Consider the following 26,464-nt stretch of genomic DNA (forward strand, 5'->3'; position numbering starts at 1 on the left):
GGCCCAGGCGAAGACGGTGTCGAAGACGATCAGCTCAAGCAGGTCTTTCATGGCGTGCGATCGGCCCTCAGGTCACTTGCGGAGCAAGTCGCCCTGGTTCAGCAGCGACGAGTAGTGCGCCAGGTAGCGCATGAGGTTGAAATACCGGTCCGGGCCCAGCAGGCGCAAGGTCCAGCGGAACGCGCCGGTGATGATGCGCTGCTGGCGCGAGTAGTCGGCCTGGACCTTGAAGTTGGCATGCGTCGTGGACGCTGGCCGTGCCGAGGTCAGGCCGTGCTCGCGCGCGTAGCGGTGGACCGCACCGTTCGCCGCGAACGGGTTCGTCTCGCCCTGCACCTCCGGGCGGTCGCAGACGGCGTAGAACCGACGCAGCGCGGGCGCGACCGTGTCGCCGTTGTCGAAGCGCCCGTAGCTGTAGGCCGGGTCGGTGACCTGCACCAAGGCCTTCGCCTTGTGCAGGTAGTCACGGTAGACCGCCGCTGCCTGCGCGAAGTCGGGGCGGGATCCAGCGACATGGCGGGTCTGCTTGTCGGCGACGGCCTGCGCGTCCGATTCCACGAAGGAACTGAAGTGCACGAAGCCGAGTGCCGCACTGCCGTTGACGCGCCACCCGCGGTCGGTGCGCGACAGCTGCCGCTCGTGGAGGTTCCAGAAGGCCACGTTCAGGCCCGGGTCCTTGAGGAGACCGAGGTCGTCGAAGAAGGCGAATGCCAGGTCGATCCATTTCTGGTCGACGCCGAGCCCCAGCTGAGGCTCGTAGTAGCAGTCGCGGTGACAACGCGCATGCCACCAGCGCAGCATCTGCTCGGCCGAAGCCGAGCGTCGCACCGCGAAGAAGCCCAGGTTGTTGCTGCCGAAACGCAGCAGGTCGCGGTCGCTCGGCCGGCCTTCACCATCGTAGGGTGTGAGCGCATGCGGCGTGAACACGGCGGCGTGCCTGTCCAGGCCGGCGTACACCGTGTCGAGCGGCGAGAAGACGCAGACGTCAGGATCGAGGTAGATGACCCGCTCGTGCGAGGCCAGCAAGTGCAGCGCGGCGCATGGCTTGAGTGCGGTGTTGAACTCGATGATGTTGTACTTGAATGCGCACTTCAGGTAGTCGGGGAAGCCGAGGTCCTCCGCCCACAGGATGCGTACGCGCGGATCCGACAGGCCGATGTCGCGCTTGCCGTCGGCGAGCAGGATCACCAGCGAGGCCTGCGGCTCGTGATCCAGTGCCGATAGGCACATTGCCATGGCCTTCGGCAGGTAGTTCACCGAGCAGGCCGTGAAGATGGCCGTCGAGGCCGCGCGCCCGGCGGGGCCGCCGGTGGCGTGCAGGGCGGCGGTCATGCGCCCACCACCCGGCGGTAGGCGTCGACGGTTTCCCGGGCACAGCGGTCCCAGGTGAACTCGCGCACGCGTGCCGCGCCGCGCGCCAGCAGGTCCGTGCGCCTGCTCTCGTCGAAGCATGCCACCTCCAGAGCCTGGCGGGTCGCGTCGACGTCGCTCGGATCGAACAGCATCGCCGCATCGCCGACGACCTCGGGAATGGAACTCGTGTCGGAGCAGACGACGACGCAGCCGGAACTCATCGCCTCCAGCGGCGGGATCCCGAAGCCCTCGTACAGCGAGGGGTAGACGAAGGCACGGGCATGGCGGTAGGTCCGCGCGAGGTCATCGTCGGAACCGCCGAGCCGCACGACGCTGCCCGGTCGCAACGGCAGGCTGGTGATGAGGGCCTGCTCGTCGGGGGTGAACGTCGGGCGCCCGCCGAAGGTGACGAGGTCGAAGTCCGCCGCAAGGCGCGCTGAGGCCGCATAGGCGCGCAAGGCCATGTCGAAGTTCTTGTAGCCGCCCCGGTGACCCACGTAGAGGAGATAGGGCCGATTGTGCGGAGACGTTTCGCCGGTTGGCGCGGGCGCGGCGAACAGGTCGGAACACGCGAGGTAGGTCACCGAGATTTTCTCGCGCGGAATGTTGAACAGGCGCACCAGGTCGTTCGCCGTGGAGTGCGAGATGCACAGCACGTGGTCCGCGGCCGCCACGCAGGCGGGCTTGCATCGAACGATGGGATCGGTGGGCGGAAAGTTGTCCGGGAACAGTTCGTGGATCATGTCGAACACCGTCAGCACCACCGGAACGCGAGAGCGTCGGACCGGCGGCGGGGAATAGTACGTGCGATGGATCAGCGACGGCGAACTGGCCCACGTCAGGGGTGGCGCGAGCACCGCATCGACCGCCCGGTATACGCGAGATTCACCGCGAAAACGCAGCGACACGCGCAGGGCCGTCTGCGGTACCGGACAGTCAGGCAGGTAGCCGTTGTAGTGCAGCGGCGCGATGACCCGCGCTCTGTAGCCCTCGGTGCGGTGGACGCGGGCCGCCAGCTCGCAGAAGTAGCGCGAGATGCCACCGAACTCCTGGGCGATGAAGGTCTGGTGGTCGTAAACGATGGTGTGCATGCAGATTTGCCTTGGTGCTCCGCGCGGATGGCCTGAAGGGGCGTCGAGTGAATGGCGTCAAGTCACCGGTCGTGGCCCGATTCGGCAGCACGGCACATCCGTGCCACGCACTCTTCGAGCGTGACGCTGGCCTGCCAGCCGAGCTTGTCGCGCGCCAGGCTGGGATCGGCAGCGCCGAAGCGGATGTCCGACGGCCGCAACAGCGTTGCATCATGGCGCACGTGATGGCGCCAATCCAGCCCGAAGTGGCTGAAGGCCAGGGCGACGAACTCCTCGAGCGACACGGTTCGGCCCGTGGCGATCACGCAATCGCCCGGCTCGGGTTGCTGCAGCATGCGCCACATGGCCTCCACGTATTCCGGGGCCCATCCCCAGTCGCGGTGGATATCCAGGTTGCCGATCGTCAGCGCATCCGCGGTGCCCTGCGCGATGCGGGCCGCTGAGCGCACGATCTTCTGGGTGACGAAGCGTTCCGGTCGCAGCGGCGACTCGTGGTTGAACAGGATGCCGGTGCTTGCATGCATGCCGTAGGCCTCGCGGTAGTTGGCCACGAGGTTGTGCGCACAGGCCTTGGCCACCGCGTACGGGCTGCGCGGCCGGAACGGCGTGGTCTCGCTGGCGCGCTGGGTACCTGTGTCGCCGAAGCACTCGCTGGAGCCGGCGCTGTAGAGCCGGATCGGCCGGTCGGCGAAGCGGATGGCTTCGAGCAGGTTCAGCGTTCCCATGGAGATGCTTTCGATCGTCTCCACGGGTTGCTCGAAGGACAGCCCGACCGAGGACTGTCCGGCCAGGTTGTAGATCTCGTCGGGTGCACTGAGCCGCAGCGTCTGCAGGACGCTGCGGAAGTCGTTCGGCGCCATCGACAGCAGTCGCACGCGCCCGGTCAGACCGAGCGATGCCAGGCCCGCGAAGCGTTGTGCGTTGGCGTCCCGCGAGGTGCCGAAGACCTGGTAGCCTTTGTCGAGCAGCAGCTGCGCAAGGTAGGCGCCGTCCTGTCCGCCCACGCCGCAGATCAGTGCTCGTCGTTCAGTGTGTTGCGTCATGGTTCCTGACGATTCGTGGAAGGGGCCGGTTCAGGCTGTCGGCGTCGGCTTCAGGCGCCGCCGCAGTTCGAGCGCGTGTTGCATCAGCGAGGCCGGCATCAGCAGCACGGGCACGAAGACACCCCAGAAGCGCGCCTCCCGCCAGCAGACGGGAAACGCGGCCAGAAAGCTTTTGAAGTAGACACCGCGCACCCGGCCCAGCTTGAAGCCGATGACACGGTTCACAAGCAGGTTGCGCAGCACCTTGCGCATCAGCAGCCGGTAGACCGGGCTCGCGCGGCCGAACACATCGCCGGCGGCATCGGAGAAGCCGATGATGTCGATCTGGAAGCGCTTGAAATGACCGGCGCTCAGGAAGGAGTCGTTGTCACTGCGGCAGCGCACGAGGGGCGCGGCCACCGCACCCCAGGTGCCGGCGTCGCGGATCATCGCGTACAGCACATACAGGTGCACGAGGCCGTTGTAGTACTTCTCGATGCCCGGTGCCTGCGCATGGCGGCTCCAGGCCTCCTTCCGGAAGACCTGGCCGGAGATGAAGCTCAGGTAGATGCCGAGGTCGTCGCATGCGTCCAGGGCCGAGCGGTGGACATGGACCCGCTCCGTGCGCGGCGTGAAGAGATCCATGTCGGGCAGGGCGCGTGTCATGCTCAGGTCGTACATCTGCCGGTTGACGCTGAAGCCGGGAAGTTCGGGGTGGCTCGCGATGGCCTGCAGAACCTCGGCCACTCCCCCCGGCGCCACCAGGTCGTCGCTCCCCATGAGCCAGGCGTAGCGGCCGGCCGCCAGCTCGACCGCCTTCAGGAAGTTGCGGTCGGCGCCGACGTTCGTGGCCGACCGCACGTAGCGGATCTGCGGGTGCCGCTGCGCCAGCTCCTGCATCAGCGCATCCGTGCCGTCGGTCGAGGCGTTGTCGCTCACGACGATCTCGACGCCGTCGACACCCTGGCCCAGGATGCTGTCGATCGTGTGGCGCAGCATATCGGCGCGGTTGTAGGTCGGGATGCAGATCGACAGGAGGTAGGGCATGGCGGGGCGAGGCGGGCGTATCAACGGGGTGTCCACATCCGGACCACGTGGCGCGGCAGCACCCACGAGACCGTCAGCAGGAAGGCGGTGATGAGCGCGATCACCATGCCGGCGACGCCGTAGCGTGGCGCGAGGACGACCTGCAGCGTCACGTTGATGGCGGCCTGGACGGGCACCCACTTCAGCAGCGGGCCGATGCGGCTCATGCTGGACAGCACGGTCGAAAAGGTGTCGGTCCAGATGCGCACCGAGAAATAGAGGCCCAGCAGCACGATCACCAGCGGACCCGCGGAGAGGGTGGTCCTGGGTGCCAGCAGGTCGAAGATCTGCCGTTCGAAGCACAGCACGCCGAGCGTGACCGCGAGCATGAAGCACGCTCCGCGTGCGAGGATCGCCTTCACCCGTGCGCGCACGGCCTGCCAGTCGTTTCGGGCGATGAGTTCGGTGAGAACGGGCCAGAACGCCAGCAGCACCGAGAAGTAGACGAAGAAGGCGGTGCCGAAGACCTTCATCGAGACGTTGTAGACCACGATGTCGGACGCTGGCAGGACCTGCGAGAGGACGATGTAGTCGACCTGCAGGACCACGGCCGCCATCACCGCCAGCCCGGTGAACTGCGCGGCGCGGCTCATCAGGATCCGGGTGTGGCCGCGGGTGAGGCGGCCGCCGCGCAGCCAGGCCCGGATGCCATGGGCCACGGCGAACGGCAGCGGCAGCAGCGCGGTGGGCGCGACGATGGCCACCAGGCACCACAGCAGCTGGTCGGCGGGCGCGGCGGCCGGCACGTGCTTCACGGCGATGAGTCCGATCACGGCGGCCAGCGCGGGCAGCACGTTGGCGAGATAGCCTTTCTGCACGGCGTACCAGACCTTGTAAACCAGCCCCCCGGCCACTGCCAGCAGCGAGAGCTGGCCGAACACGCGGAAGGACGCGGCCCGCGCCGCGTCGTCCAGGCCGGGGATGTTCTTGAGCAGCAGCGGCCCGAGGATGGGGCTGATGAGCGACTGCAGCACCATCAGGCCCAGCAGCAGCGCGAGCGCCAGCAGCAGGCCGGTCCAGACCAGGCCGTCCGAGGACTCGGACCTGGCGCGACGCTCGGCGATGTGGTTCTGCAGGCTGTTGCCGATGCCGCCGTCCGCCAGCGCATACCACCCCGCAAGGCCGGTCAGCAGCGCCATGCCGGCATAGAGATCGATGCCGATGCGGTCGATGATGACGCGGATGACGGCAATCTGGATCACGGCCGTGACCACCTTGCCGGCCCAGGCCGACAGGACCACCCAGTGATGCGGACGCAGCTTCATTGCGACGTCCCCGACAGACTGGCGGCCGCCGTGCGCAGCAGCCCGTCCTCCAGCGCCGTGGCTGGCTGCCATCCGAGTGCGGCGAGCCGGCGGGTGTCGGCGGCCGAGGCCATGATCTCGCCCGGGCGATGGGGCAGGGCACCGAAGTTCAGGTGCGAGGATGAGGCCGTCAGCCGATGCGCGGTTTCCACGAACCGGCGCAGCGGGATGGCGCTGCCGGTGCCGACCTGGTACTCGGTGACACCGGCCGGCAGGCGCAGCCCTTCGCCCAGCACGCAGGCATAGGCGCGGGCGACGTCCTCGACGTGGATGAAGTCGCGCAGCTGGTCGCCCGCGGTCAGCTCGATCTGCGGCTGCCCGCGTTGCAGCCTGGCGATGAGGTCGGGCACGAACTTGCGCGGACCGTCGCCTTCGCCGTAGACGTGCTCGAGTCGCAGGCTGGAATAGCGCAGCTGCGGATCGGTGGCGCAGGCGAGTTGTGCCCACTCGAGCAGCTCGCGCTTGGATCGGATGTAGGCCTGCAGGTGCGGGTAGCTGAACTGCGGTTTGCCGAAGAAGGTGTCGGTGCTGATGAACTGCGTGCAGCCCGCGGTGCGGCACAGGTCGAGCAGGCGGGCAGGCAGGAACAGATTGCTCTCCACGACCTCGGCCAGCCGGCCGTCGTGTCCATAGGCCGTCGCAAGATGGACCACCGCCTGCAGCGGGCCGGCACCGGTCGCGCCGGCGAGTTCGGAGGGCCGCAGCCAGAACTCGCACGCATCGCCTGCCGCGGGCCGCTCGGCGCTTTCGCGCAACAGCCCGGCGACGCGATGCCCCCCGTCGCGCAGGCAGCGCGCGACGTGCCGCCCGACAAAGCCGGCAGCACCCGTCAGCAGGATCCACGGGGACGCGTGATCACCCATGCGTCAGAAGCCGATGCCCAAGAACTCTTCGAGCCGCGCCACCACGTGGTCCAGGTGCTCGGTCGTCAGCCCGGGATACACGCCGAGCCAGAAGGTCTGGTGCATCACGATGTCGGTGTTGACCAGTTCGCCGCTGACGCGGAAGTTGCGCCCCAGCATGTACGGCTGGCGCGTCAGGTTGCCGGCGAACAGTAGCCGCGTGCCGATCTTGTGCTGGTCCAGGTAGGCCAGCAGGTCGACCCGCTTGATGCCGGACTCCGGCCGCAACACGAGCGGAAAGCCGAACCACGACGGATTCGCCTTCGGCGTCGCCTGCGGCATGTGGAAGAACTCGGCGCAGGACTGCAGCTTCTCGTGAAGGTAGGCGAAGTTTTCGCGGCGCGCGCGGATGAAGTCGTCCAGCCGGTCCATCTGCGCCAGTGCGCAGGCAGCCTGCATGTCGGAGATCTTCAGGTTGTAGCCGAGGTGCGAGTAGATGTACTTGTGGTCGTAGCCTTCCGGCAACTCGCCGAGCTTCCAGCAGAAGCGCTTGTTGCAGGTGTTGTCCTTGCCCGGGGCGCAATAGCAGTCGCGGCCCCAGTCACGGAACGACTCGGCGATGAGTTTCAGTTCGGCGTTGTTGGTGAACACCGCGCCGCCCTCGCCCATGGTGATGTGGTGCGCCGGGTAGAAACTGAGGGTCCCGATGTCGCCGAAGGTGCCGACCAGGCGCCCGTCGTAGGTGGCCCCCAGCGCGTCGCAGCAGTCTTCCACCAGCCAGAGGCCGTGCTTCTTGCTCAGCGCCGTCACCGCGTCCAGGTTGAACGGGTTGCCCAGCGAGTGGGCGAGCATGATGGCCTTCGTCTTCGGGGTGATCGCCGCCTCGATCTTGTCGGCATCGATGTTGTGGGTGGCCAGGTCCACGTCCACGAACACCGGCACGGCGCCGAACTGCAGGATCGGGTTGACGGTGGTCGGAAAGCCCGCGGCGACGCCGATAACTTCGTCGCCCGGGCGGATGGCCCGTTCGCCCAGGCGCGACGAGGTGAGCGTCGAGAACGCGACCAGGTTGGCTGAGGAGCCCGAGTTGACGGTGATCAGGTGCTTGACGCCCAGGAACCGCGCGAGCCGCTCCTCGAATGCCGCGTTGAAGCGTCCGGTGGTCAGCCAGCCGTCGAGGGAGGCCTCGACCATCAACTGCAACTCCTTCGCGCCGATGACCTTGCCCGATACCGGAACAGGCGACTGGCCCGGCACGAAGGGCCGGGGCGCCAGCGCCAGATCGGCGTACTGCTGGACCAGCTCGGCGATCTGCGCGCGCAGGGCCGCACCCGGCTGAGCCGGGGCCGGGACGACGGCGGGGATGATGGGGATGCTGCTCATGCGGATTCCTTGTCGGTCGAAGTCGTGTGCTGCCGGATCTGTGCGAGGCAGAGCGCCTGCATGTCCTGGTGATCGCGCCAGGCGTGGTGCCATTGCGTGATGCGCGTGAGCGCTGTGTCCAGGGGCCAGCGCGGCCGCCAGCCCAGGCGGCTGCGAGCCTTGGAGATGTCGAGCTTGAGGTAGTGCGCCTCGTGCGGGTGCGAGCCGCCATCGAGGCGCCAGCCGGCGCCCTGTCCCCATTCGCGGGCCATGCGCTCGACGATCCACTGCACCGGACGCGCGTCCTCGTCGCGCGGGCCGAAGTTCCATGCCTCGGCGAACGACTGGCCGTCGTGCCAGAGTCGCTCGGCCAGCACCAGGTAGCCCGACAGCGGCTCCAGCACATGCTGCCAGGGGCGGATCGAATGCGGGTTGCGAATGACGACCGGTTCGTTGCGTTCGAAGGCGCGCAGGATGTCGGGCACCAGCCGGTCGGCGGCCCAGTCGCCGCCGCCGATCACGTTGCCGGCGCGGGCGGATGCGAGCGCGATGCCGCCATCGCGGAAGAACGAGCGGCGATAGGCTGAGGTCACGAGCTCGGCGCAGCCCTTGCTGTTGCTGTACGGATCGTGACCCCCCATGGGCTCGTCCTCCCGGTACCCCCAGGGCCACTCTCGGTTTTCGTAGCACTTGTCAGTGGTCACGCTGACGACCGCGCGCACGGTGCCGACGTGACGTGCCGCCTCCAGCACGTGCACGGTGCCCATCACGTTCGTCGCGTAGGTTGCCACCGGGTCGGTGTACGAATGGCGCACCAGCGGCTGCGCCGCCATGTGGATGACGATCTCCGGCCTGGAGGCTGCCATGCAGGCGCGCACTGCGTCGGCGTTGCGAATGTCCGCGAGCGTGCTTTCCATGCCGGCGCCGATGCCGGCTTCGGCGTAGAGGTTGGGTGTCGTCGGCGCTTCCAGAGCCAAGCCGTGCAGCTGCGCGCCCAGCGATTGCAACCACAGGCTCAGCCAGCCGCCCTTGAAGCCGGTGTGCCCCGTGAGCAGCACACGTTTGCCCTGCCAGAAGGCGGGTGTGACGCCGGCGTCCGGCACAGCGGCCGCGTACGTGCCGCTCATTCCCACGCCTTCCACGGCGCGCAGCCCGAGGCCCACAGCTCTTCCAGGTGGTGCTTGTCACGCAGCGTGTCCATTGGCTGCCAGAACCCGGTGTGCTCGTAGGCCATCAGCTGCTGGTCGGCGGCCAGCCGCATCAGCGGCTCCTGCTCCCAGATCGTCGTGTCATCCTTGACGTAGTCGAGCACCGACGGCTTCAACACGAAGAATCCGCCGTTGATCATGGCGCCGTCGCCCTGGGGCTTCTCCTTGAAATTGAGCACCTGCCGGTCACGGATCTCGAGCGCACCGAAACGGCCCGGCGGGTAGGTGGCCGTCAGCGTGGCAGCCTTGCCGTGGGCCTGGTGAAAAGCGATGCTGGCACGGATGTCGATGTCGCCGACACCGTCGCCATACGTGAAGCAGAAGGCCTCCTCGTCGCGCACGAAGCGGGCGACGCGTAGCAGCCGCCCGCCGGTCATCGAGTCGTCGCCGGTGTCCACCAGCGTCACCTTCCAGGGCTCGGCGCGCTTCTGGTGTACTTCCATCGTGTTGCTGCGCATGTCGAAGGTGACGTCGGACATGTGCAGGAAGTAGTTCGCGAAGTACTCCTTGATGACGTAGCCCTTGTAGCCGCAGCAGATCACGAAGTCGTTGACGCCGTGGTGGGCATACATCTTCAGGATGTGCCACAGGATCGGCTTGCCGCCGATCTCGACCATGGGCTTGGGCCGCGTGGCGGTTTCTTCGCTGAGGCGGGTGCCGAGGCCTCCGGCCAGGATCACAGCTTTCATGTCTTTCCTCTGATCAGGCCGACGCGGAACAGACGAACGCGTCGGAATGGAAGTGGTGTTCGGCCAGGCCCGCAGCGAGCAGCTCGTGCCGGGCGCCGTGGATCATGGCCTCGGAGCCGCAGGCGTACACGACGGTGCGGCTCCAGTCATGGGGTTGTCCCAGCAGCGCCTGCTGGACATGGCCACGCGTGCCGGTCCAGCCGGAATCGGCGCGCGACAGCACCGGCGTGAACACCGGTGCCGAGGGATGCGCGGCGACATCCCAGTAGAGATCGTGCGGGATCCGTCCACCCCACAGCACCGAAATGGACCGTGCACGGGCGCCGTCGGCACGGGCATCGCGAGCCAGGTCATCGAGCATGGCCTTCACCGGCGCAATGCCTGTCCCGGTGGCGAGGAAGACGATGTCGACGCCGTCGATCTCTCGCAGGAAGAATGTGCCAAGCGGGCCATGCAGGCGCAGCAGGTCGTTCGGCTTCGCCTGGCCGAACCAGTAGGCGCTCATCGTGCCGCCGGGCACTTCCCGGATGTGCAGCTCGAGTTGCTTCTCGGGTCCGGGCAGGTTGGCGATGGAGTAGCTGCGGCGGATGCCGCCGTGCCCGATCACGTCGACGTACTGGCCCGGCAGGAAATCGAACGCCGTGGTGGGTGGCAGGCGCAGCATCACCTTGAGGACATCCGGCGCCAGGCGGTCGAGGGACTGGATGCGGCACGGTACGGTCCGAGCCTGCGGCAAGTGGATGTTGCCTAGATCCTCGATCTCCAGCCGGACATCGGTCTCGGCGGTCCGGACGCAGGTCAGGATCCAGCCGGCATCGCGCTCCTGCGCACTCAGCCCCAGCTCGTCGTGCAACGCGATGGTGCGGCCGGCGCTGACCCGGCTCCTGCACGAGCTGCAGCGTCCGGTGCGACAGCTGTAGGCCATCGCCACGTCGGCGCGCAGCGCTGCACCCAGCAGCGATTCGCCGGGATCCGCCCGAAAGGTCTTGCCGCTGGATGTGTGGACGAGAGACATGGCGCACTGAAGGAAAGCCGGGGGAGAAACCGCGGTCACTCGTGGTGGTCGTAGGCCTGGAAGCCCGCAAGCTTGACGAGGCTGTCGCGGCGCGCGCTGGCGTAGTCGGCCTCGACCATTTCCTTGACCAGCTCGGGCAGCGTCGTGCGGGGAACCCAGCCGAGCTTCGCCTTGGCCTTGCTGGGGTCGCCGAGCAAGGTTTCGACCTCGGTGGGTCGGTAGTACCGCGGGTCGACGCGCACGATCACGTCGCCGGGCTTGCACTTGACGGGCTCCTTGCCGGTGGCCGGCAGGACCTCGGCCACGACTCCGACCTCCTTCTCGCCCTCCCCTTCGAAGCGGATCCGGATGCCCAGCTCGCGCGCAGAAAACTCGACGAACTGTCGCACGCTGTACTGGACACCGGTCGCGATGACGAAGTCTTCCGGTTGTGCCTGCTGCAGCATCAGCCACTGCATCTCGACGTAGTCACGCGCGTGTCCCCAGTCACGCAGTGCGCTCATGTTGCCGAGATACAGGCAGTCCTGCAGGCCCAGCGCGATGCGGGCCATTGCTCGGGTGATCTTGCGCGTCACGAATGTCTCGCCGCGCAGCGGGCTCTCGTGGTTGAACAGCACGCCGTTGCAGGCATACATGCCGTAGGCCTCACGGTAGTTGACGGTGATCCAGTAGGCGTACAGCTTGGCCACCGCGTACGGGCTGCGCGGGTAGAACGGCGTGGTTTCCTTTTGTGGAATCTCCTGCACCAGGCCGTACAGCTCACTCGTGCTCGCCTGGTAGAAACGGGTCTTCTTCTCGAGGCCGAGGATGCGAATCGCCTCGAGGATGCGCAGCGTGCCGATGCCATCGGCGTTCGCGGTGTATTCGGGCGTTTCGAACGACACCGCGACATGGCTCATCGCAGCGAGGTTGTAGATCTCGTCCGGCTGTACTTGCTGGATGATGCGGATGAGATTGGTCGAATCGGTCAGATCGCCGTAGTGAAGCTTGAAGCGCTGGTGGTCGACGTGCGGATCCTGGTACAGGTGATCGATGCGGTCGGTGTTGAACAGCGAGGCGCGGCGCTTGATGCCATGGACCTCGTATCCCTTGGCGAGCAGCAGCTCGCTGAGGTAGGCGCCGTCCTGGCCGGTGACGCCGGTGATGAGGGCAACTTTGGGCTGGGTCATGGAAGGTCTTCTTTCAACAATGCGAGGGGGATGGGCTCAGGCGCGGCGGAATGGAGCACTGTCATAGGCCGCCCGGATGCCGTCGCGCAAGGAAGTGCTTGCGCGCCAGCCCAGTGCCGCCAGGCGACTGACGTCCAGCAGCTTGCGCGGGGTTCCGTCCGGCTTGCTGCTGTCGAAAACGATGCGGCCGTCGAACCCCACGATCTGCATCACGGTCTCGGCCAGCTCGCGAATGGTCACGTCCGTGCCGGTGCCGATGTTGACCATCGGGCCGTCGTAGCCGAGCTCCATCAGGTGCACGCAGGCGTCTGCCAGGTCGTCGACGTAGAGGAATTCGCGCCGCGGCGTTCCGGTTCCCCAGACGGTGTATTCCAGATCGCCGCGCAGTCGTGCTTCGTGAGCCTTGCGGATCAAGGCCGGCAGCACATGGCTGCTGGCCAGGTCGTAGTTGTCGTTCGGGCCATAGAGATTGGTCGGCATCGCGCAGACGTACTGGCGACCGTACTGCCGGTTGTAGCTCTCGGCGAGCTTGATCCCGGCGATCTTGGCGATCGCGTACGGCTCGTTCGTCGACTCCAGCGGTCCGGTCAGCAGGTATTCTTCGCGAATGGGCTGCGGGCAGTCGCGCGGGTAGATGCAGCTGGAGCCGAGGAACATCAGCCGCTGCACGCCGGCGCGGTGGGCGCCGTGGATCAGATTGGCTTCGATCTGCAGGTTCTCGTAGAGGAAGTCGGCACCGTACAGGGCATTCGCCTGGATGCCGCCGACCTTCGCCGCGGCGACGAACAGGTAGTCCGGCCGCGTCTGCTCCAGATAGGCGAAGACGGCACGCTGGTCCAGCAGGTCGACCTGCTGGCGCCCGACGGCCAGCACGTCGGTGTGACCGCGCGCCTGCAGCCGGCGCACGAGTGCCGAGCCGACCATGCCCGAGGCACCAGCGACAAGGATCTTGGTATTCAAGTTCATTTGGGAGGTTGCTCTGGGTTCTCTGCCGCGGGAGCGGGTGTGGCGAGCTCACGCCGCAAGGCCTGCAGTTCCGCGTGCAGCGCCTCGAACTCCTGCTCCTTGCGGCGCAGGAAGGCGGCCGTGAGCTGCAGCTTGGCCGCCATGCCGCGAGGGGTCAGGTAGTAGGCGTAGGCAAGTTTGTGATCATTGCGCCGGAAATTGTTGGCCTTCACCCAGCCCCGGTCGACCAGCGCGCGAAGGCAGTAGTTCAACTTGCCCAGGCTGACACCCAGCCGAGCCGCCAGGCTGCGCTGGCTGGCGGCAGGCTCGGCGTTGAGCTGGCGCAAGAGTTCGAGGTCGAAATCTTCCTGCGGCATGAACAGCTTGTTCAAGTGTTGAACGGGCCGCCATCATACCCGCAAGGGGCGCGACGCCCGGTGCTGCCTGGGTGGCGGCGCAGCCGGGTGTCACAGCCGTGCCACAATCAAAAGCTGAGTCGCAAATCATGCCTGCCCGTTCGGGGCCAACTTCACGCGGATCCAGTCGGGCTGCGCCACACGAGGTCTCCATGCCTTTACTTCCCGTGCTCGCAGCCTTGGCCTTGCTGGCGCCGGCCCCGGCGTGGGCCTATGTCGACCCCGGTACCGGGCTGGTGCTCTGGCAAGGCCTGATCGCGCTGGTCGGTGCCGGCCTGCTTTTCATCCGCCATCCGATCCAAGGGTTCAGGAGGCTGTGGGCCTATCTGGCCCGCCTGGCCAAGACGAAGCGATGAGGGATCCGGAAGGGGCGATCCGCTTCGAGGCAGCACAACTCGTCCGGACCGTGAACAGGCCGCTCGACGCGGGCCATTTCCTGCACTCGCCGTTGGCGCGCCGATGGTGTGACGATGGACGGCTCGTGGCCTACCAGGTGACGCAGCCCGATACGGTCGTCTCGCCGAGGCTGCCCTTCGTTTCCCACCCTCATGAATGGTGTGACGCGCAACTTCACGGCGCCGCGCAGCTCACCTTGCAGCTTCAGAAGGAAGCGGTCGACGCGGGCTTCGATCTGAAGGATGCCTCGGCGTGGAACGTTCTGTATTCGGGCACGCAGCCGGTGTTCTGCGACCTGTTGTCCTTCACGCCCTTGCGTGAGAGGAACTGGTGGGCCCTCGGCCAGTACGCGCGTCATTTCGTGTTGCCCTTGCTCCTGTCCCGACACCGGGGCTTGAAGGCGCACCGCGCATTCGCGGCCTGGCGCGATGGCGTGCCACCCGATGCGGCACGCGACATGATGGGCTGGACTCGCTACCTCGGTCGACATTGGCTTCTGATGGCACGGGCACCGGCTCCTGGAGCGGCTGCCGATGGCCCGGGACGCATCGCGGAGCCGGCTGATCCTGCGGCCATTGCAAGGTTCCGGAGATCGCTGCATGCGACCGTTGAATGGTGGCTCGGCGGGGTGGCCCCGCCCGAACCGCGGCGGCGCAAGGGAGCCTGGGGCGACTACACGCAGGACCGCGGGCACTACGGGGGCGACAGCCTGCAACGCAAGCGTTCGCAGCTTGCGCAATGGCTGGCGGAGATCCGGCCGGGCTGGGTGGCCGATCTCGGCTGCAACACCGGCGAGTTTTCTCGCATGGCGCTGGCGCAGGGTGCCCAGGTGATCGCCATCGATGGGGACCACGATTGCGTGCAGGCGCTGTTCCGGTCGCCCTCGGGACCGGGCCTGCACCCCGTGGTTGCGGCGCTGGACGACATGAAAGGCGGATCGGGATGGCTGGGGGAGGAACACTCGGGCCTGGCCGCGCGCCTGGAGCAATCCGCAGACCTGGTGCTGATGCTGGCACTCGTGCATCACTTGGCGGTCGCGGCGTCCATCCCGATCGAGGTCGTGGCGCAGATGGCACGGCGCCTGTCGCGTCGCTGGCTGGTTGTCGAATGGATCGGGCCCGAGGACCCGCAGATGAAATTGCTTTGCGCCCAGCGCCAGCGTGACCCGCATGAGTTCAGCATCGACAGGCAGAAGGCGGCTTTCCTGAAGGCCGGCTTTCAGCTGTGCGCCGAGGTCAACCTCGGTCCCGCCCACCGCACGCTGGCCCTGATGAGGACGCCGGCCTGATGCACCCTTGGAGCAGCCGGCCGGGCGCCAACCTGCTGGCCGCGGCAGCGCTTCTCGGTGCGGCTGGGCTGGAGCTCGGCATGCGCGAGCACTTCCACCAACTGTCGGCTGAAGCGCTGCGCATTGCGGGCCTGATGGGCTGCAGCGTGGCGCTGGCTTGCCTGTGGGTGTCGATGCGCTTCGCGCTGCCGGCCCGCTGGCTCGAACGTGGGCAGCGCCTGGTGGTGGTGGGCGCGGCCTGTGTCTCGCTCTATTTCCTGGCCTGGTCCGATGTACGCAGCGCATTCGGAGACGCAACGCTCGCGCGGACCGTCCTGGGGCAGGGCGTCGGAGTGGCTTGCGTCGTGTCGCTGCTGCTCCTGTCTGGACTTCCCCAGACGTCCTGGAGCCGCTGCCGCTGGGCCCTGGTGCTGGGTTGCATGCTGTTCGTGGCGAGTCAGCAGATGGTGGGCCAGTTCGTCGCCCGACCCCACGCCTGGCCGCCCGTTGCCGAAGCCAGGGCCGAAAAGCCGGGTCGGTCAGCGCAGATCTACCTGCTGCTCGACGAACTCAATGCGGGGGCGGCCGCCCCTTTTGTCGAGGTCTTGCGCGAGGCAGGCCTGCCGGTGAAATTCAAGTCCGTGCAGCCGGTCGCCCACGCGACGGCGCAGGTCGTCCCGCAGTTGTTCGCCGGACAGCCCTTCGGGCAGGCCAAGCCTTGCGGCTGGACCACGGTCTGCAGCGATTCCGCGGCGCTGGATTTCTCGATGATCTCCGCCACCCGCCCGGACGTCGACGTGATCGGCTTCTACATGCCCTACTGCGCCATGCGGGGGCTGCGCTACTGTGCCCGGCTGTCACCCGTCTCTGCCGTCTTGGACCCGGCTCGGTGGCGCTGCGGTTTCGCACGCCGGCTGGGCCTGGGCAGCGATGCCGCCCAGGCGCAATGCGCAACCTTGCACGTCGACCGCTGGCAGGGCTTCGTGTCGGAACTCGAGCAGGCGATCTGGCGGGCTCCGCTGTGGAGCCGCGGCGGAATGATGTATGCGCACGTGCCCCTGCCCCATCCACCCGGTTCGACGGTTGGTGGCCCCCTCGCGGTGCACTACCGCGAGAACGTCGGGCGGGCTGTCAAGCTGGTGCGGGGCATGGTGGACCGCGCCCGTCGGTCAGGGTTCGACCGGCTGACCATCGTCATCTTCTCAGACCACCCGCTGCGGCCCTGGGTCTGGTGTTCCAACGCGCTCTACGCCACGAACGGATGTCCGCCTCCGCGGGACCTGCTCGACGAGCGGGTTCCGGTCATCGTGGCAGGGGACTCCCTGCCCTCGCTGGACGGGATGGAGAACAACGGCGGGATCTTTTCGCTGCTGGTGAACCCGCCCTGAACCGAGCCATTCTCACCAGGAGGCTGAGCAGGCAGCCTGGGTTCTCGGGGCGGACCTGCCTCTCAGGCCTCCACACGCAGGCGCCGCGCGGCCGCCAGCCGCACCGCATGCCACCGCATGGTCCGCTCGATCGCCGTCTCCACATCGATGACCACCCGGGTGCCGAGCGCCTTCGCCGTGTGGCCGAGGTCGGGGAAGAAGTCGTGGCTGCGGCCGTCGTCCTTCTGGTGGCTGCGCAGCAGGATCTGCGGCGACGGGGTCGTGCGTGCGCCGACCCGACCCGCGCCGCGGCATCGGCATGGCTCAGCGGCTCGTCGCCGCCCAGGTTGTAGGCGGCTCCGTCCTGGCCCGACAGGCAGGCCTGCAGCAGCCAGGCCGCGACGTCGCTGCCGTACAGGTAGCTGCGTCGGCTGGTGCCTTCGCCATGGACGCGGATCTCGCGGCCCGACAGCGCGTCGCGGATGAAATTGTTCATCGCCCAGGGCTCGAGCATGGCCTTGACCGGTGCGATGCCGGTGCCGGTGGCCAGGAAGACCAGGCGCATCCCCTCGGTCTCGCGGACGAAGAAGGTGCCCAGCGGGCCATGCAGGCGCAGCAGGTCGTTGGTGCAGGCCTGCCCGAACCAGTACTCGCTCATCACGCCGCCCGGGACCTGGCGGACGTGCAGTTCGAGCGGCATGGCCTCGGCCCGGGCCGAGGCGAGCGAGTAGCTGCGCCGCACGCCGCCGTGGCCGATCACGTCGATGTACTGGCCGGCGACGAACGTGAAGGTGCTGGCAGGCGGCAGGCGCAATGTCGCCCGCACCACGTCGGGCGACACGCGCTGGATCGACTGCAACCGGCACGGCCAGGTGCGGGCTGCCGCGAGGTGGACATCGCCCAGGTCTTCGACCGCCAGTGCGATGTCGCTGGTGGCGGTGCGCACGCAGGTGAGGATGCTTCCGGCCGCGCGCTCTTCGTCGCTCAACTCCATCTCGGCATGCAGCAGCGAGGTGTCGCCCGACACGAGGCCGGCATCGAGCACGGACTCGCCGCCATGCGTTTCGAAGGTCTTGCCGGTGGAGAGGTGGACAACGGGCATCGGGTAGCCGACGGCGTTGCGGGATGTGGATGGGCCTGACAGTCTACGATCGGGAAACCGCTGATCAGCCCTGAAATCGCCCTGATCTGGCACCAAAACCATTGGACGCAGGCGGTCCGAACGGCACGGAGGATAATCCGGGGATGATCTCTTCCCCCACGGACATGTCCGTCACCGAATCCTCCCCCGGCTCTACCGACGCTTCGGTCCCCCCGCCCGTGGTGGAATTCGCTTCCCTCGGCCTGGCGCCCGTGCTGCAAAAAGCCGTCGCCGAGTCCGGCTACACGCAGTGCACGCCGATCCAGGCCAAGGCGATCCCGATCGTGCTGGCCGGCCGTGACGTGATGGGCGCCGCGCAGACCGGCACCGGCAAGACGGCCGCCTTCTCGCTGCCGCTGCTGCACAAGATGCTGCGCCACGAGAACGCCAGCATGTCGCCGGCTCGCCACCCGGTGCGGGCACTCGTGCTGGCCCCCACGCGCGAACTGGCCGACCAGGTCGCGAAGAACATCAAGACCTATTCCAAGCACACCAAGCTGCGCGCGGCCGTCGTCTTCGGCGGCATCGACATGAAGCCGCAGACGCTCGAGCTGAAGGCCGGGGTCGAGGTGCTGATCGCCACCCCGGGCCGCCTGCTCGACCACATCGAGGCGAAGAACGCGGTGCTGAACCAGGTCGAGTACGTCGTGCTCGACGAGGCCGATCGCATGCTGGACATCGGCTTCCTGCCCGACCTGCAGCGCATCCTGAGCTACCTGCCGAAGCAGCGCCAGACGCTGCTGTTCTCGGCCACCTTCTCGACCGAGATCAAGAAGCTGGCCGAAAGCTACCTGCAGGATCCGATCCTTGTCGAAGTGGCGCGGCCGAACGCGACGGCGACGAACGTGGAGCAGCGCTTCTACAGCGTGTCGTCAGACGACAAGCGCGCCGCCATCCGCAAGATCCTGATCGAGCGCGCGCTGAAGCAGGCCATCGTGTTCGTCAACTCCAAGCTCGGCTGTGCCCGCCTCGCTCGCTCGCTCGAGCGCGAAGGCCTCAAGACCAACGCGTTGCATGGCGACAAGTCGCAGGACGAGCGCCTGAAGGCCCTCGAAGCGTTCAAGCGCGGCGAGGTCGACGTGCTGGTCTGCACCGACGTGGCCGCGCGCGGCCTGGACATCGCCGACCTGCCGGCGGTCTTCAATTTCGACGTGCCGTTCAATGCCGAGGACTATGTCCACCGCATCGGCCGCACCGGGCGCGCTGGGGCCTCGGGCCTGGCGGTCACGCTGGTCACCCGCGACGATGCCCGGCTGGTGTCCGACATCGAGAAGCTGATCAAGAAGAAGATCGAGCTCGAGCCGCTCGAACTGGACGAGGCGCGACCGCGCATGTCGGACCGCACCGAGCGGCCGCGCCGCAGCTGGGACGATGCGCCGGCGGAATCCCGCGAGGCACGCGAACCCCGCGAGCCACGCGAACCCGGCGAGTCCCGCCCGCAACGCAGCTACGCCCCGCCGCGGCCGCCGGCCGATCCGTTCTTCGACAAGCCCTACGAGCCGAGCGCCACCACCGAGGCGGCCTGGGAAAGCAAGGCCGCAGCCGCTCCGTCGACGAGCCGCCTGTCGCCCAACATCAAGCCGAAGAAGAAGATCGCGGCGCTGTTCGGCGCCAAGGTCACGCCGCCGCAGGCCTGACAGCTCGGCAGGCCTGACGGGGCCGCTCAGCCCGCCAGCAGCGAGAACACGGCCGGCACGTCGTTCGGCAGCTCGGCCGGCTGGCTGCGCCAGCGGGCCACCGTGTCGCAGCGGGTCCAGGCGCCTGCGAGCGTCAGCCCGCAGCTCACCGACAAGCGGGTGTCCGGGTTCAGCGTGGCGAGCAGCGCCGCCAGCAGCGATGCGTTCCGATACGGCGTCTCGATCATCAGCTGGGTCTGCCGGAACTTGCGCGACAGCGATTCCAGCTCACGCAGGCGGCCTGCACGCTGCGCTGCATCGACCGGCACGTAACCGACGAACGCGAAGCTTTGCCCGTTCAGGCCGCTGGCGCCCAGCGCCATCAGCAGCGAGCTGGGGCCGGACAGCGGCACGACCCGGATCGACATCGCATGCGCGGCGCGCACCAGGTCCGAGCCCGGATCCGCAATCGCCGGCAAACCGGCCTCGGAGATCAGCCCGATGTCGTGCCCGGCCGATACCGGCGCCAGCAGGGGCTTGAGGTCGGGCGGCGCGCCGGCCTCGCGGCCCTTCGGCGGCCGGGGCAGCTCGACGATCGAGATCTCCTGCAGCGGCCGCGCAAGCGGCTGGACGGCGTCGACCCGCTTCAGGAATGCGCGCGTCGTCTTCGCGTTCTCGGCGACCCAGTGGCCCAGGCCCGCGGCGGTGCGCAAGACGCCGGCGGGCAGCACCTCGCGCAGGTCGCTGTCGGTCGAGACGCCGAAATCCAGCGTGTTCGGCACCAGGAAGAGCTGGCCGGAGGTCGTCATCGATCAGGGGGCGAGCGGGTCGATGCCGGCCTGCCGCAGCAGTTCGGCGGTGCGGATCAGCGGCAGGCCGATCAGCGCGGTCGGGTCATCGGATTCGATTGCGGTCAACAGAATGATGCCCAGGCCTTCCGATTTGGCGCTGCCGGCGCAGTCGTAAGGCTGCTCGGCGCGCAGGTAGCGTTCGATCTCGTTGTCGGACAGGTCCCGAAAGCGCACCCGCACCGGCACCAGCACCGAGGCTTCGAAGCCGGCCTGCCGGTGCACGACGGCGACGGCGGTCTGGAACACGACGGCCTTGCCGCGCATCGAGCGCAGCTGCGCGACGGCGCGCGCGTGGTCTCCGGGCTTGCCGACCGGCGTGCCTTCCAGGTCGGCCACCTGGTCGGAGCCGATCACCACCGCGTCCGGTGCGTGGGCTGCGACGGCGCGGGCCTTGGCCAGGGCCAGCCGCAGGGCCAGTGCGGCGGGTGTTTCGCCCGCCAGCGGCGTTTCATCGACCTCGGGCGAGCGAACCTCGAACGGCAGGCGCAGGCGCTCAAGGAGCTCTCGCCGGTAGCGCGAGGTCGAGCCGAGGATCAGCGGGGGGCGTGGGGTCATGCCGCGGATTCTCCCATCGCGCGCGCGCCCGTACACTGGAAGGATGAAGTCCCGAGTCACTGATCCCCGCCACCTGGATGCCGATGCGTTCGCCCAGGAATCCGTCCGGCTCGAAGGCCGCTGGTCGCAGGACGACCTGCTGCGCCTGAAGCAAAGCACCCTGCCTGAAAGTGGTGCCGAAATCGCCTGGACAGCCGAGGGCGAGCGCCGCGAAGGGCGCGCCGGCAGCGCCGAGACCTGGCTGCATCTGACAGCCGAGACCAGCGTGACCCTGCAATGCCAGCGCTGCCTGTCGCCGATGGCCGTGCCGTTGTCGATCGACAGTTCGATCCAGTTCGTGGCCGGTGAAGATGCAGCCGCGGCGCTGGACGCCGACAGCGAACACGACGTGCTGGCGTTGAGCCGCGACCTGGACCTGCTGACGCTCGTCGAGGATGAATTGCTGCTGGCGCTGCCCATCGTGCCGCGCCACGAGCAGTGCCCGCAGCCGCTGGCCGTGCCGGTCTCGCCGGAAGAGGAGGAGGCCGGGAAGGAGGCTCACCCGTTCGCGGCCCTGGCCGCCCTGAAGCGCGGCCACCTCCCCAATTGATCCGGGGCTGGGAGGCCATGCTAGAATCGCAGGCTTTTTCGTCAAAGCGTTGATTGCGTCCCCGGAGCCCTGGGGATTTCAGCGCACCCCGCCTGGCTCCTGCGAGTGTCAGGAGGCTCAAGGAGAATTTTCATGGCCGTTCAGCAAAACAAGAAGTCGCCTTCCAAGCGCGGCATGCACCGTTCGCACAATGCCCTGGTCACCCCGGGCACCGCGATCGAGCCGACCACGGGCGAATCGCACCTGCGTCACCACATCAGCCCCAACGGTTTCTACCGTGGGCGCAAGGTCCTGAAGACCAAGGCTGACGCCTGAGTCGGTTGTCGCGCACTTTCGCCGGACCCGCGCATTGCCGCGGCCAAGGCATGATGCGTGAACCCTGCGAGACCTTGCATCGACCCGGCCTGCGGACCGTCGCAGTGCCGGGTGTTTGTCTTTTGGGTGGCGATCGCTCCGGCGTTCGTTGCCTGAGTTCGCTGCTTCTGCTGCTGCACCCATGAACCCGATGTCGCCGCCCGCCGCGACCGATGTCATTCGCCTGTCCGTCGACTGCATGGGCGGCGATCACGGTCCCTCCGTCACGCTGCCGGCCTGCCGTGCCTTCCTGGCCGCCCACCCGCTGGCCGAGGTCGTGCTCGTCGGCCGCGCCGAGGCGCTTGCGCCGGCCACCGGCTGGGATCGCTGCCACGTGGTCGCGGCCACCGAGGTCGTCGAGATGGACGACGCGGTCGAGGTGGCGCTGCGCCGCAAGAAGGACTCTTCGCTGCGCGTGGCGTTGATGCAGCTGAAGTCCGGCGCCGACGGCCAGCCGCCGCGTGCACACGCCTGCGTGTCCGCCGGCAACACCGGCGCGTTGATGGCCGTCGCGCGCTACCTGCTGAAGACGCTCGAGGGCATCGATCGCCCGGCCATCGCCGCGGTGATGCCCAACCAGAAGGATGGCTACACGACCGTGCTCGATCTCGGCGCGAACGTGGACTGCAGCGCCGAGCACCTGCTGCAGTTCGCCGTGATGGGCAGCGCGCTGGTCGCGGCGGTCGACGGCAAGGAGAACCCGAGCGTCGGCCTGCTGAACATCGGCGAGGAAGTCATCAAGGGCAACGAGACGATCAAGCGCGCCGGCGAGCTGCTGCGCGCCGCGGCCGAAGGCGGCCACGTCAACTTCCACGGCAACGTCGAAGGCAACGACATCTTCAAGGGCACGACCGACATCGTCGTCTGCGACGGCTTCGTCGGCAACGTCGCGCTGAAGACCGCCGAAGGCCTCGCGTCGATGCTGTCGAGCTTCATCAAGCAGGAATTCACCCGCAACATCTTCACGAAGATGGCCGCGCTGGTGGCGCTGCCGGTGCTGAACCACTTCAAGCACCGTGTCGACCACCGCCGCTACAGCGGCGGCGCGCTGCTCGGCCTGCGTGGCCTGGTGTTCAAGGCGCACGGCTCGTCCGATGCCTATGCGTTCGAGCAGGCCTTGAATCGGGCTTATGATGCGGCCCGCAATCACTTGCTGGATCGGGTGCACGACCGGATTCGCGATTCGCTGCATGCCTTGCCCACCCCTGCAAGTGCAAGCGGTGCGTCGTCCGACGGTGCCGCCCTCGCTGCATGACCCAACCCTCTGCGACCCGCTATTCGCGCATCACCGGCACCGGCAGCTACCTGCCGCCGAAGCGCCTGACCAACGAAGCCCTGGCCGCCGAACTGGCTGCCAAGGGTGTCGAGACCTCCGATGAGTGGATCGTCGCGCGCACCGGCATCCGTGCCCGCCATTTCGCCGAAGCCGACGTGCCGTGCAGCGACCTGGCCCTGCCGGCCGCGCAGCGTGCGCTCGAGGCGGCCGGCGTCGCCGCATCGCAGATCGACCTGATCATCGTCGCGACCTCGACGCCCGACATGGTCTTCCCATCGACCGCCACCATCCTGCAGCGCAAGCTCGGCATTGCCGGCTGTCCCGCCTTCGACGTGCAGGCGGTGTGCTCCGGCTTCGTCTATGCGCTGACGGTGGCCGATTCGATGATTCGCACCGGCGCGGCCAGCAAAGCGCTGGTGGTCGGTGCCGAGATCTTCTCGCGCCTGCTCGACTTCAACGACCGCACCACCTGCGTGCTGTTCGGCGACGGCGCCGGCGCCGTGGTGCTGGAGGCGAGCGACACGCCCGGCATCCTCGCGAGCGAACTGCATGCGGATGGCCGCCATGTCGACATCCTCTGCACGCCCGGCTCGGTGTCTGGCGGCAAGATCACCGGCGACCCGCTGCTGAAGATGGACGGACCGGCGGTCTTCAAGCTCGCCGTCGGCGTGCTCGAGGACGTCGCGCGCTCGGTGCTCGCGAAGGCCGGTCGCACCGATGCCGACATCGACTGGCTGATCCCGCACCAGGCCAACATCCGCATCATGCAGGGCACGGCCAGGAAGCTGAAGCTGCCGCTGGACAAGCTGATCGCGACGGTGGACGAACACGGCAACACGTCCGCCGCCTCGATCCCGCTGGCACTCGATGTCGCGGTGCGCGCCGGCACGGTGAAGCGCGGCGACACCGTGATGCTCGAGGGCGTCGGTGGCGGGTTCACCTGGGGCGCGGTGCTGTTCGACTACTGAGCACACGCTCGGCAGCCCGTCCGCGATCTCTCTCTTCATCTGCGTTGCCGCGACTACAAGGCGCTGACATGACTCCGTTCGCATTCGTCTTTCCTGGCCAGGGCTCGCAAGCCGTCGGCATGCTGGACGCCTGGGGCGGCCACGCGGCCGTGCGTGACACGCTGGCCGAAGCCTCGGCCGCGCTCGGCGTTGACGTGGGTCAGCTGATCCATGCCGGCCCGAAGGAAGCGCTCGACCTGACCGAGAACACCCAGCCGGTGATGCTGACCGCCGGCGTCGCCTGCCTGCGTGCGTGGCTCGCCGAAACCGGGCTGCAGCCCGCGGCCGTGGCCGGCCACTCGCTCGGCGAGTACGCCGCGCTGGTGGCGGCCGGCGTCATCAGCCTGTCCGATGCGTTGCCGCTGGTGCGCTTCCGGGCGCAGGCCATGCAGCAGGCGGTGCCGGTCGGTGCGGGCGGCATGGCTGCCATCCTCGGGCTCGATGCCGATGTCGTGCGCGCCGGTTGCGCCGAGGCTGCGGCGGCGTCCGGCGAGGTCGTCGAAGCGGCCAACTTCAACGACCCGAAGCAGACCGTGATCGCCGGCACCAAGGCCGGCGTCGAATTCGCGTGCAGCCTGCTGAAGGACAAGGGCGCCAAGCGCGCGTTGCAGCTGTCGGTGTCGGCGCCTTTCCATTCGAGCCTGATGCGCCCGGCCGCCGAGCAATTGAAGGCGAAGCTGGCCGGCGTCACGCTGAACGCGCCGCGCATCCCGCTCGTCAACAACATCGATGTCGCGGTGCAGGACGATCCGGCCGCCATCCGCGATGCGCTGGTGCGCCAGGCCTTCGGGCCGGTGCGCTGGGTCGAGGTGGTGCAGGCGATCCGCGCGCGCGGCATCCGCCACATCTTCGAGTGCGGGCCCGGCAAGGTGCTGGCCAGCACGATCCGCCGCATCGATGCCGATGCGGTCACGGCCGCGATCCATGATCCGGCCACGCTGCTGGAAGCGAAAGGTCTGTTGGCATGAGTGATCCAAAGAACGAGTCCTCGCTGGCAGGCCAGGTGGCGCTGGTGACCGGCGCCTCGCGCGGCATCGGCCGCGCCATCGCGCTGGCGCTGGCGGCGCAGGGCGCCAAGGTGATCGGCACCGCGACGACGCCGGCCGGTGCCGACGCGATCGGCGAGGCCCTGTCGGCCTTCGCCGGCAGCCGCGGCCTGTGCCTGAACGTCAACGACGGCCCCGGCGTCGAGGCGGCGGTCGATGCCATCGTCAAGGAGCACGGCGGCCTGCAGGTCCTCGTCAACAACGCCGGCATCACGCGCGACACCTTGTCGATGCGCATGAAGGACGACGACTGGGATGCGGTGATCGACACCAACCTGAAGGCGGTGTTCCGCATCAGCCGCGCCGTCATCCGCCCGATGATGAAGCAGCGTTTCGGCCGCATCATCAACATCACGTCGGTCGTCGGCTCGAGCGGCAACGCCGGCCAGGCCAACTACGCGGCATCGAAGGCCGGCGTCGCCGGCATGACGCGCGCGCTGGCACGCGAGCTCGGCAGCCGCGGCATCACCGTCAACTGCGTCGCGCCGGGCTTCATCCAGACCGACATGACGAGCGAGCTCTCCGAGCAGCAGACCGCCGGGCTGTTGGCACAGATCCCGCTGGGCCGGCTCGGCCAGGCCAGCGACATCGCGCATGCGGTGGCCTTCCTGGCGTCGGCCCAGGCCGGCTACATCACCGGCACGGAGTTGCATGTCAATGGCGGCATGTTCATGAATTGACGCCAACGACGCCGAACTGCGTCGAACGTGTCACCCCACAGACCGGAAGGCCCCGACCGGAACCTGGTTTGCAGCGTGTAGACCTGACTTAGAGTCGACACCCTGCAAGCCTTAGAATCTCGGGCTGTTTCAGCAAACCCTCCTGGAGGAGTCATGAGCGATATCGAAGCACGTGTGAAGAAAATCATCGCGGAACAACTGGGCGTTCCGGAAGCCGATGTGTCCAACGAGAAGGCTTTCGTGGCAGACCTGGGCGCTGATTCGCTCGACACCGTGGAACTGGTGATGGCCCTCGAAGACGAGTTCGGCATCGAGATCCCCGACGAGGAAGCCGAGAAGATCACCACCGTGCAGCTGGCGATCGACTACGCCGTCAAGCACCAGAAGGCCTGAGCCTTCGTTCCCAACTGAGCAGCATCGCATGAGCCGTCGCCGCGTCGTCATCACCGGGCTCGGCCTCATCAGTCCCGTGGGCAACACGGTGGCCGAGGGGTGGGCCAACATCGTGGCCGGGCGTTCCGGCATCGCGACCATCACCAAGTTCGATGCGTCGCCCTTTGCCTGTCATTTCGCAGGCGAGGTGAAGGGCTTCAAGGTGGAGGAGTACTTCCCCGCCAAGGAAGCCCGGCACATGGACACCTTCATCCACTACGGCCTAGCCGCGTCGATGCAGGCGGTGCGAGACGCCGGCCTGCCCACCGGCGACGCGCTGAGCGAGGAAGAGGCCGAGCGCATCGGCTGCCTCGTGGGCTCGGGCATCGGCGGCCTGCCGATGATCGAGGAAACCCATGCCGAGCTGGTCGACCGCGGTCCGCGC

General features: G+C 67.8%; 28 protein-coding genes. 12 read left to right on the top strand and 16 right to left on the bottom strand.

Annotated features, from left to right (window positions below; translation table 11 throughout):
* Positions 1-72: 72 nt before the first annotated feature.
* The 13 genes from AC1D1T_RS07170 to AC1D1T_RS07230 form a co-directional block, all read right to left on the bottom strand.
* Positions 73-1,332, bottom strand: coding sequence for a glycosyl transferase (locus AC1D1T_RS07170; protein WP_477825217.1), 1,260 nt, complete (start codon positions 1,330-1,332; stop codon positions 73-75).
* A complete protein-coding gene (locus tag AC1D1T_RS07175; protein ID WP_477825218.1) occupies positions 1,329-2,444 on the bottom strand; it encodes a glycosyltransferase family 4 protein in 1,116 nt (371 codons plus the stop codon). Before AC1D1T_RS07175 ends, AC1D1T_RS07170 begins: the two co-directional genes overlap by 4 nt.
* A gap of 62 nt (positions 2,445-2,506) precedes the next feature.
* Positions 2,507-3,487 (bottom strand): GDP-mannose 4,6-dehydratase, encoded by a 981-nt coding sequence (locus AC1D1T_RS07180; protein WP_477825219.1) that lies wholly within the window; start codon positions 3,485-3,487, stop codon positions 2,507-2,509.
* 30 nt (positions 3,488-3,517) lie between these two features.
* A complete protein-coding gene (locus tag AC1D1T_RS07185; RefSeq protein WP_477825220.1) occupies positions 3,518-4,513 on the bottom strand; it encodes a glycosyltransferase family 2 protein in 996 nt (331 codons plus the stop codon).
* Positions 4,514-4,533: 20 nt separating this feature from the next.
* Entirely contained in the window at positions 4,534-5,889 is a 1,356-nt protein-coding gene (locus AC1D1T_RS07190; RefSeq protein ID WP_477825221.1) for a hypothetical protein, read from the bottom strand.
* Complete coding sequence (locus AC1D1T_RS07195) at positions 5,814-6,719, bottom strand: NAD-dependent epimerase/dehydratase family protein (protein WP_477825222.1); 906 nt, start codon at positions 6,717-6,719, stop codon at positions 5,814-5,816. The genes AC1D1T_RS07190 and AC1D1T_RS07195 overlap by 76 nt, the downstream gene beginning before the upstream one ends.
* A 3-nt stretch (positions 6,720-6,722) precedes the next feature.
* On the bottom strand, positions 6,723-8,081 hold the full coding sequence (gene rfbH / locus AC1D1T_RS07200) for a lipopolysaccharide biosynthesis protein RfbH (protein ID WP_477825223.1): 1,359 nt from the start codon (positions 8,079-8,081) through the stop codon (positions 6,723-6,725).
* Positions 8,078-9,187 carry a CDP-glucose 4,6-dehydratase gene (rfbG, locus tag AC1D1T_RS07205; protein ID WP_477839209.1) on the bottom strand — a complete coding sequence of 370 codons (1,110 nt, stop codon included), beginning with the start codon at positions 9,185-9,187 and terminating at the stop codon, positions 8,078-8,080. Before rfbG ends, rfbH begins: the two co-directional genes overlap by 4 nt.
* Complete coding sequence (gene rfbF, locus AC1D1T_RS07210; protein ID WP_477825224.1) at positions 9,184-9,957, bottom strand: glucose-1-phosphate cytidylyltransferase; 774 nt, start codon at positions 9,955-9,957, stop codon at positions 9,184-9,186. Before rfbF ends, rfbG begins: the two co-directional genes overlap by 4 nt.
* A gap of 13 nt (positions 9,958-9,970) precedes the next feature.
* Positions 9,971-11,011 carry an FAD-binding oxidoreductase gene (locus tag AC1D1T_RS07215; RefSeq protein WP_477991690.1) on the bottom strand — a complete coding sequence of 347 codons (1,041 nt, stop codon included), beginning with the start codon at positions 11,009-11,011 and terminating at the stop codon, positions 9,971-9,973.
* Positions 11,008-12,141 (bottom strand): GDP-mannose 4,6-dehydratase, encoded by a 1,134-nt coding sequence (gene gmd, locus AC1D1T_RS07220; protein ID WP_477825226.1) that lies wholly within the window; start codon positions 12,139-12,141, stop codon positions 11,008-11,010. Before gmd ends, AC1D1T_RS07215 begins: the two co-directional genes overlap by 4 nt.
* A 36-nt stretch (positions 12,142-12,177) precedes the next feature.
* Positions 12,178-13,107: a GDP-L-fucose synthase family protein gene (locus tag AC1D1T_RS07225; protein WP_477839201.1), complete on the bottom strand. Its 930-nt coding sequence runs from the start codon at positions 13,105-13,107 to the stop codon at positions 12,178-12,180.
* On the bottom strand, positions 13,104-13,478 hold the full coding sequence (locus AC1D1T_RS07230) for a MarR family EPS-associated transcriptional regulator (protein ID WP_477829333.1): 375 nt from the start codon (positions 13,476-13,478) through the stop codon (positions 13,104-13,106). The genes AC1D1T_RS07225 and AC1D1T_RS07230 overlap by 4 nt, the downstream gene beginning before the upstream one ends.
* 203 nt (positions 13,479-13,681) lie before the next feature.
* Between AC1D1T_RS07230 and AC1D1T_RS07235 the strand changes: the two genes are divergently transcribed.
* From AC1D1T_RS07235 to AC1D1T_RS07245, 3 genes are read left to right on the top strand one after another with little or no spacing between them, the layout of a single operon-like run.
* On the top strand, positions 13,682-13,858 hold the full coding sequence (locus tag AC1D1T_RS07235) for a hypothetical protein (RefSeq protein ID WP_477991691.1): 177 nt from the start codon (positions 13,682-13,684) through the stop codon (positions 13,856-13,858).
* Positions 13,855-15,186, top strand: a complete 1,332-nt coding sequence (locus AC1D1T_RS07240; RefSeq protein WP_477839197.1) for a class I SAM-dependent methyltransferase — start codon at positions 13,855-13,857, stop codon at positions 15,184-15,186. The genes AC1D1T_RS07235 and AC1D1T_RS07240 overlap by 4 nt, the downstream gene beginning before the upstream one ends.
* Positions 15,186-16,553 carry a hypothetical protein gene (locus AC1D1T_RS07245; RefSeq protein WP_477991692.1) on the top strand — a complete coding sequence of 456 codons (1,368 nt, stop codon included), beginning with the start codon at positions 15,186-15,188 and terminating at the stop codon, positions 16,551-16,553. Before AC1D1T_RS07240 ends, AC1D1T_RS07245 begins: the two co-directional genes overlap by 1 nt.
* Here the strand turns inward: AC1D1T_RS07245 and AC1D1T_RS07250 are convergent.
* On the bottom strand, positions 16,468-17,634 hold the full coding sequence (locus tag AC1D1T_RS07250) for an FAD-binding oxidoreductase (protein WP_477828269.1): 1,167 nt from the start codon (positions 17,632-17,634) through the stop codon (positions 16,468-16,470). The two genes, AC1D1T_RS07245 and AC1D1T_RS07250, sit on opposite strands and share 86 nt — an antisense overlap.
* 143 nt (positions 17,635-17,777) lie before the next feature.
* Between AC1D1T_RS07250 and AC1D1T_RS07255 the strand changes: the two genes are divergently transcribed.
* Entirely contained in the window at positions 17,778-19,310 is a 1,533-nt protein-coding gene (locus AC1D1T_RS07255; RefSeq protein WP_477991693.1) for a DEAD/DEAH box helicase, read from the top strand.
* 26 nt (positions 19,311-19,336) lie between these two features.
* On the opposite strand, the gene AC1D1T_RS07260 is transcribed toward AC1D1T_RS07255, so the two are convergent.
* Both AC1D1T_RS07260 and AC1D1T_RS07265 read right to left on the bottom strand, forming a co-directional pair.
* Positions 19,337-20,098 (bottom strand): SAM-dependent methyltransferase, encoded by a 762-nt coding sequence (locus AC1D1T_RS07260; protein ID WP_477826031.1) that lies wholly within the window; start codon positions 20,096-20,098, stop codon positions 19,337-19,339.
* A 3-nt stretch (positions 20,099-20,101) separates the two neighbouring features.
* Positions 20,102-20,695: a Maf family nucleotide pyrophosphatase gene (locus tag AC1D1T_RS07265; RefSeq protein WP_477826032.1), complete on the bottom strand. Its 594-nt coding sequence runs from the start codon at positions 20,693-20,695 to the stop codon at positions 20,102-20,104.
* Here AC1D1T_RS07265 and AC1D1T_RS07270 point away from each other — a divergent pair.
* From AC1D1T_RS07270 to AC1D1T_RS07305, 8 genes are all read left to right on the top strand, one after another.
* Positions 20,694-21,284 (top strand): YceD family protein, encoded by a 591-nt coding sequence (locus AC1D1T_RS07270; RefSeq protein WP_477839189.1) that lies wholly within the window; start codon positions 20,694-20,696, stop codon positions 21,282-21,284. The genes AC1D1T_RS07265 and AC1D1T_RS07270 overlap by 2 nt on opposite strands.
* Positions 21,285-21,416: 132 nt before the next feature.
* On the top strand, positions 21,417-21,599 hold the full coding sequence (rpmF, locus tag AC1D1T_RS07275; RefSeq protein WP_047499872.1) for a 50S ribosomal protein L32: 183 nt from the start codon (positions 21,417-21,419) through the stop codon (positions 21,597-21,599).
* 190 nt (positions 21,600-21,789) lie between these two features.
* On the top strand, positions 21,790-22,893 hold the full coding sequence (gene plsX / locus AC1D1T_RS07280; RefSeq protein WP_465114170.1) for a phosphate acyltransferase PlsX: 1,104 nt from the start codon (positions 21,790-21,792) through the stop codon (positions 22,891-22,893).
* Positions 22,890-23,882, top strand: coding sequence for a beta-ketoacyl-ACP synthase III (locus AC1D1T_RS07285; RefSeq protein WP_047499876.1), 993 nt, complete (start codon positions 22,890-22,892; stop codon positions 23,880-23,882). Before plsX ends, AC1D1T_RS07285 begins: the two co-directional genes overlap by 4 nt.
* Before the next feature lie 68 nt (positions 23,883-23,950).
* Positions 23,951-24,889, top strand: coding sequence for an ACP S-malonyltransferase (gene fabD / locus AC1D1T_RS07290; protein ID WP_465114066.1), 939 nt, complete (start codon positions 23,951-23,953; stop codon positions 24,887-24,889).
* On the top strand, positions 24,886-25,647 hold the full coding sequence (fabG, locus tag AC1D1T_RS07295) for a 3-oxoacyl-ACP reductase FabG (RefSeq protein WP_477826034.1): 762 nt from the start codon (positions 24,886-24,888) through the stop codon (positions 25,645-25,647). The genes fabD and fabG overlap by 4 nt, the downstream gene beginning before the upstream one ends.
* 153 nt (positions 25,648-25,800) lie before the next feature.
* A complete protein-coding gene (gene acpP, locus AC1D1T_RS07300) occupies positions 25,801-26,040 on the top strand; it encodes an acyl carrier protein (RefSeq protein WP_009552529.1) in 240 nt (79 codons plus the stop codon).
* Between the two features lie 28 nt (positions 26,041-26,068).
* Positions 26,069-26,464 (top strand): beta-ketoacyl synthase N-terminal-like domain-containing protein (locus tag AC1D1T_RS07305; protein ID WP_477991694.1); only part of this gene is annotated, 396 nt, incomplete at its 3' end.

It is taken from the genome of Rhizobacter sp. P2_H3 (assembly GCF_056403355.1).

Bases quoted from the DNA above. Each gene is read 5' to 3' on its own strand.
- plsX (WP_465114170.1), top strand. From the start codon at position 21,790: ATGTCGCCGCCCGCCGCGACCGATGTCATTCGCCTGTCCGTCGACTGC.
- fabG (WP_477826034.1), top strand. From the start codon at position 24,886: ATGAGTGATCCAAAGAACGAGTCCTCGCTGGCAGGCCAGGTGGCGCTG.
- AC1D1T_RS07180 (WP_477825219.1), bottom strand. From the start codon at position 3,487: ATGACGCAACACACTGAACGACGAGCACTGATCTGCGGCGTGGGCGGA.
- AC1D1T_RS07270 (WP_477839189.1), top strand. From the start codon at position 20,694: ATGCCGCGGATTCTCCCATCGCGCGCGCGCCCGTACACTGGAAGGATG.
- AC1D1T_RS07175 (WP_477825218.1), bottom strand. From the start codon at position 2,444: ATGCACACCATCGTTTACGACCACCAGACCTTCATCGCCCAGGAGTTC.
- AC1D1T_RS07185 (WP_477825220.1), bottom strand. From the start codon at position 4,513: ATGCCCTACCTCCTGTCGATCTGCATCCCGACCTACAACCGCGCCGAT.
- AC1D1T_RS07225 (WP_477839201.1), bottom strand. From the start codon at position 13,107: ATGAACTTGAATACCAAGATCCTTGTCGCTGGTGCCTCGGGCATGGTC.
- AC1D1T_RS07285 (WP_047499876.1), top strand. From the start codon at position 22,890: ATGACCCAACCCTCTGCGACCCGCTATTCGCGCATCACCGGCACCGGC.
- rfbH (WP_477825223.1), bottom strand. From the start codon at position 8,081: ATGAGCAGCATCCCCATCATCCCCGCCGTCGTCCCGGCCCCGGCTCAG.
- AC1D1T_RS07170 (WP_477825217.1), bottom strand. From the start codon at position 1,332: ATGACCGCCGCCCTGCACGCCACCGGCGGCCCCGCCGGGCGCGCGGCC.
- AC1D1T_RS07255 (WP_477991693.1), top strand. From the start codon at position 17,778: ATGATCTCTTCCCCCACGGACATGTCCGTCACCGAATCCTCCCCCGGC.
- acpP (WP_009552529.1), top strand. From the start codon at position 25,801: ATGAGCGATATCGAAGCACGTGTGAAGAAAATCATCGCGGAACAACTG.
- gmd (WP_477825226.1), bottom strand. From the start codon at position 12,141: ATGACCCAGCCCAAAGTTGCCCTCATCACCGGCGTCACCGGCCAGGAC.
- fabD (WP_465114066.1), top strand. From the start codon at position 23,951: ATGACTCCGTTCGCATTCGTCTTTCCTGGCCAGGGCTCGCAAGCCGTC.
- rfbF (WP_477825224.1), bottom strand. From the start codon at position 9,957: ATGAAAGCTGTGATCCTGGCCGGAGGCCTCGGCACCCGCCTCAGCGAA.
- AC1D1T_RS07265 (WP_477826032.1), bottom strand. From the start codon at position 20,695: ATGACCCCACGCCCCCCGCTGATCCTCGGCTCGACCTCGCGCTACCGG.
- rpmF (WP_047499872.1), top strand. From the start codon at position 21,417: ATGGCCGTTCAGCAAAACAAGAAGTCGCCTTCCAAGCGCGGCATGCAC.
- AC1D1T_RS07260 (WP_477826031.1), bottom strand. From the start codon at position 20,098: ATGACGACCTCCGGCCAGCTCTTCCTGGTGCCGAACACGCTGGATTTC.
- AC1D1T_RS07190 (WP_477825221.1), bottom strand. From the start codon at position 5,889: ATGGCAGCCAGCCACGGCGCTGGAGGACGGGCTGCTGCGCACGGCGGC.
- AC1D1T_RS07240 (WP_477839197.1), top strand. From the start codon at position 13,855: ATGAGGGATCCGGAAGGGGCGATCCGCTTCGAGGCAGCACAACTCGTC.
- AC1D1T_RS07245 (WP_477991692.1), top strand. From the start codon at position 15,186: ATGCACCCTTGGAGCAGCCGGCCGGGCGCCAACCTGCTGGCCGCGGCA.
- AC1D1T_RS07250 (WP_477828269.1), bottom strand. From the start codon at position 17,634: ATGCCCGTTGTCCACCTCTCCACCGGCAAGACCTTCGAAACGCATGGC.
- AC1D1T_RS07195 (WP_477825222.1), bottom strand. From the start codon at position 6,719: ATGGGTGATCACGCGTCCCCGTGGATCCTGCTGACGGGTGCTGCCGGC.
- rfbG (WP_477839209.1), bottom strand. From the start codon at position 9,187: ATGAGCGGCACGTACGCGGCCGCTGTGCCGGACGCCGGCGTCACACCC.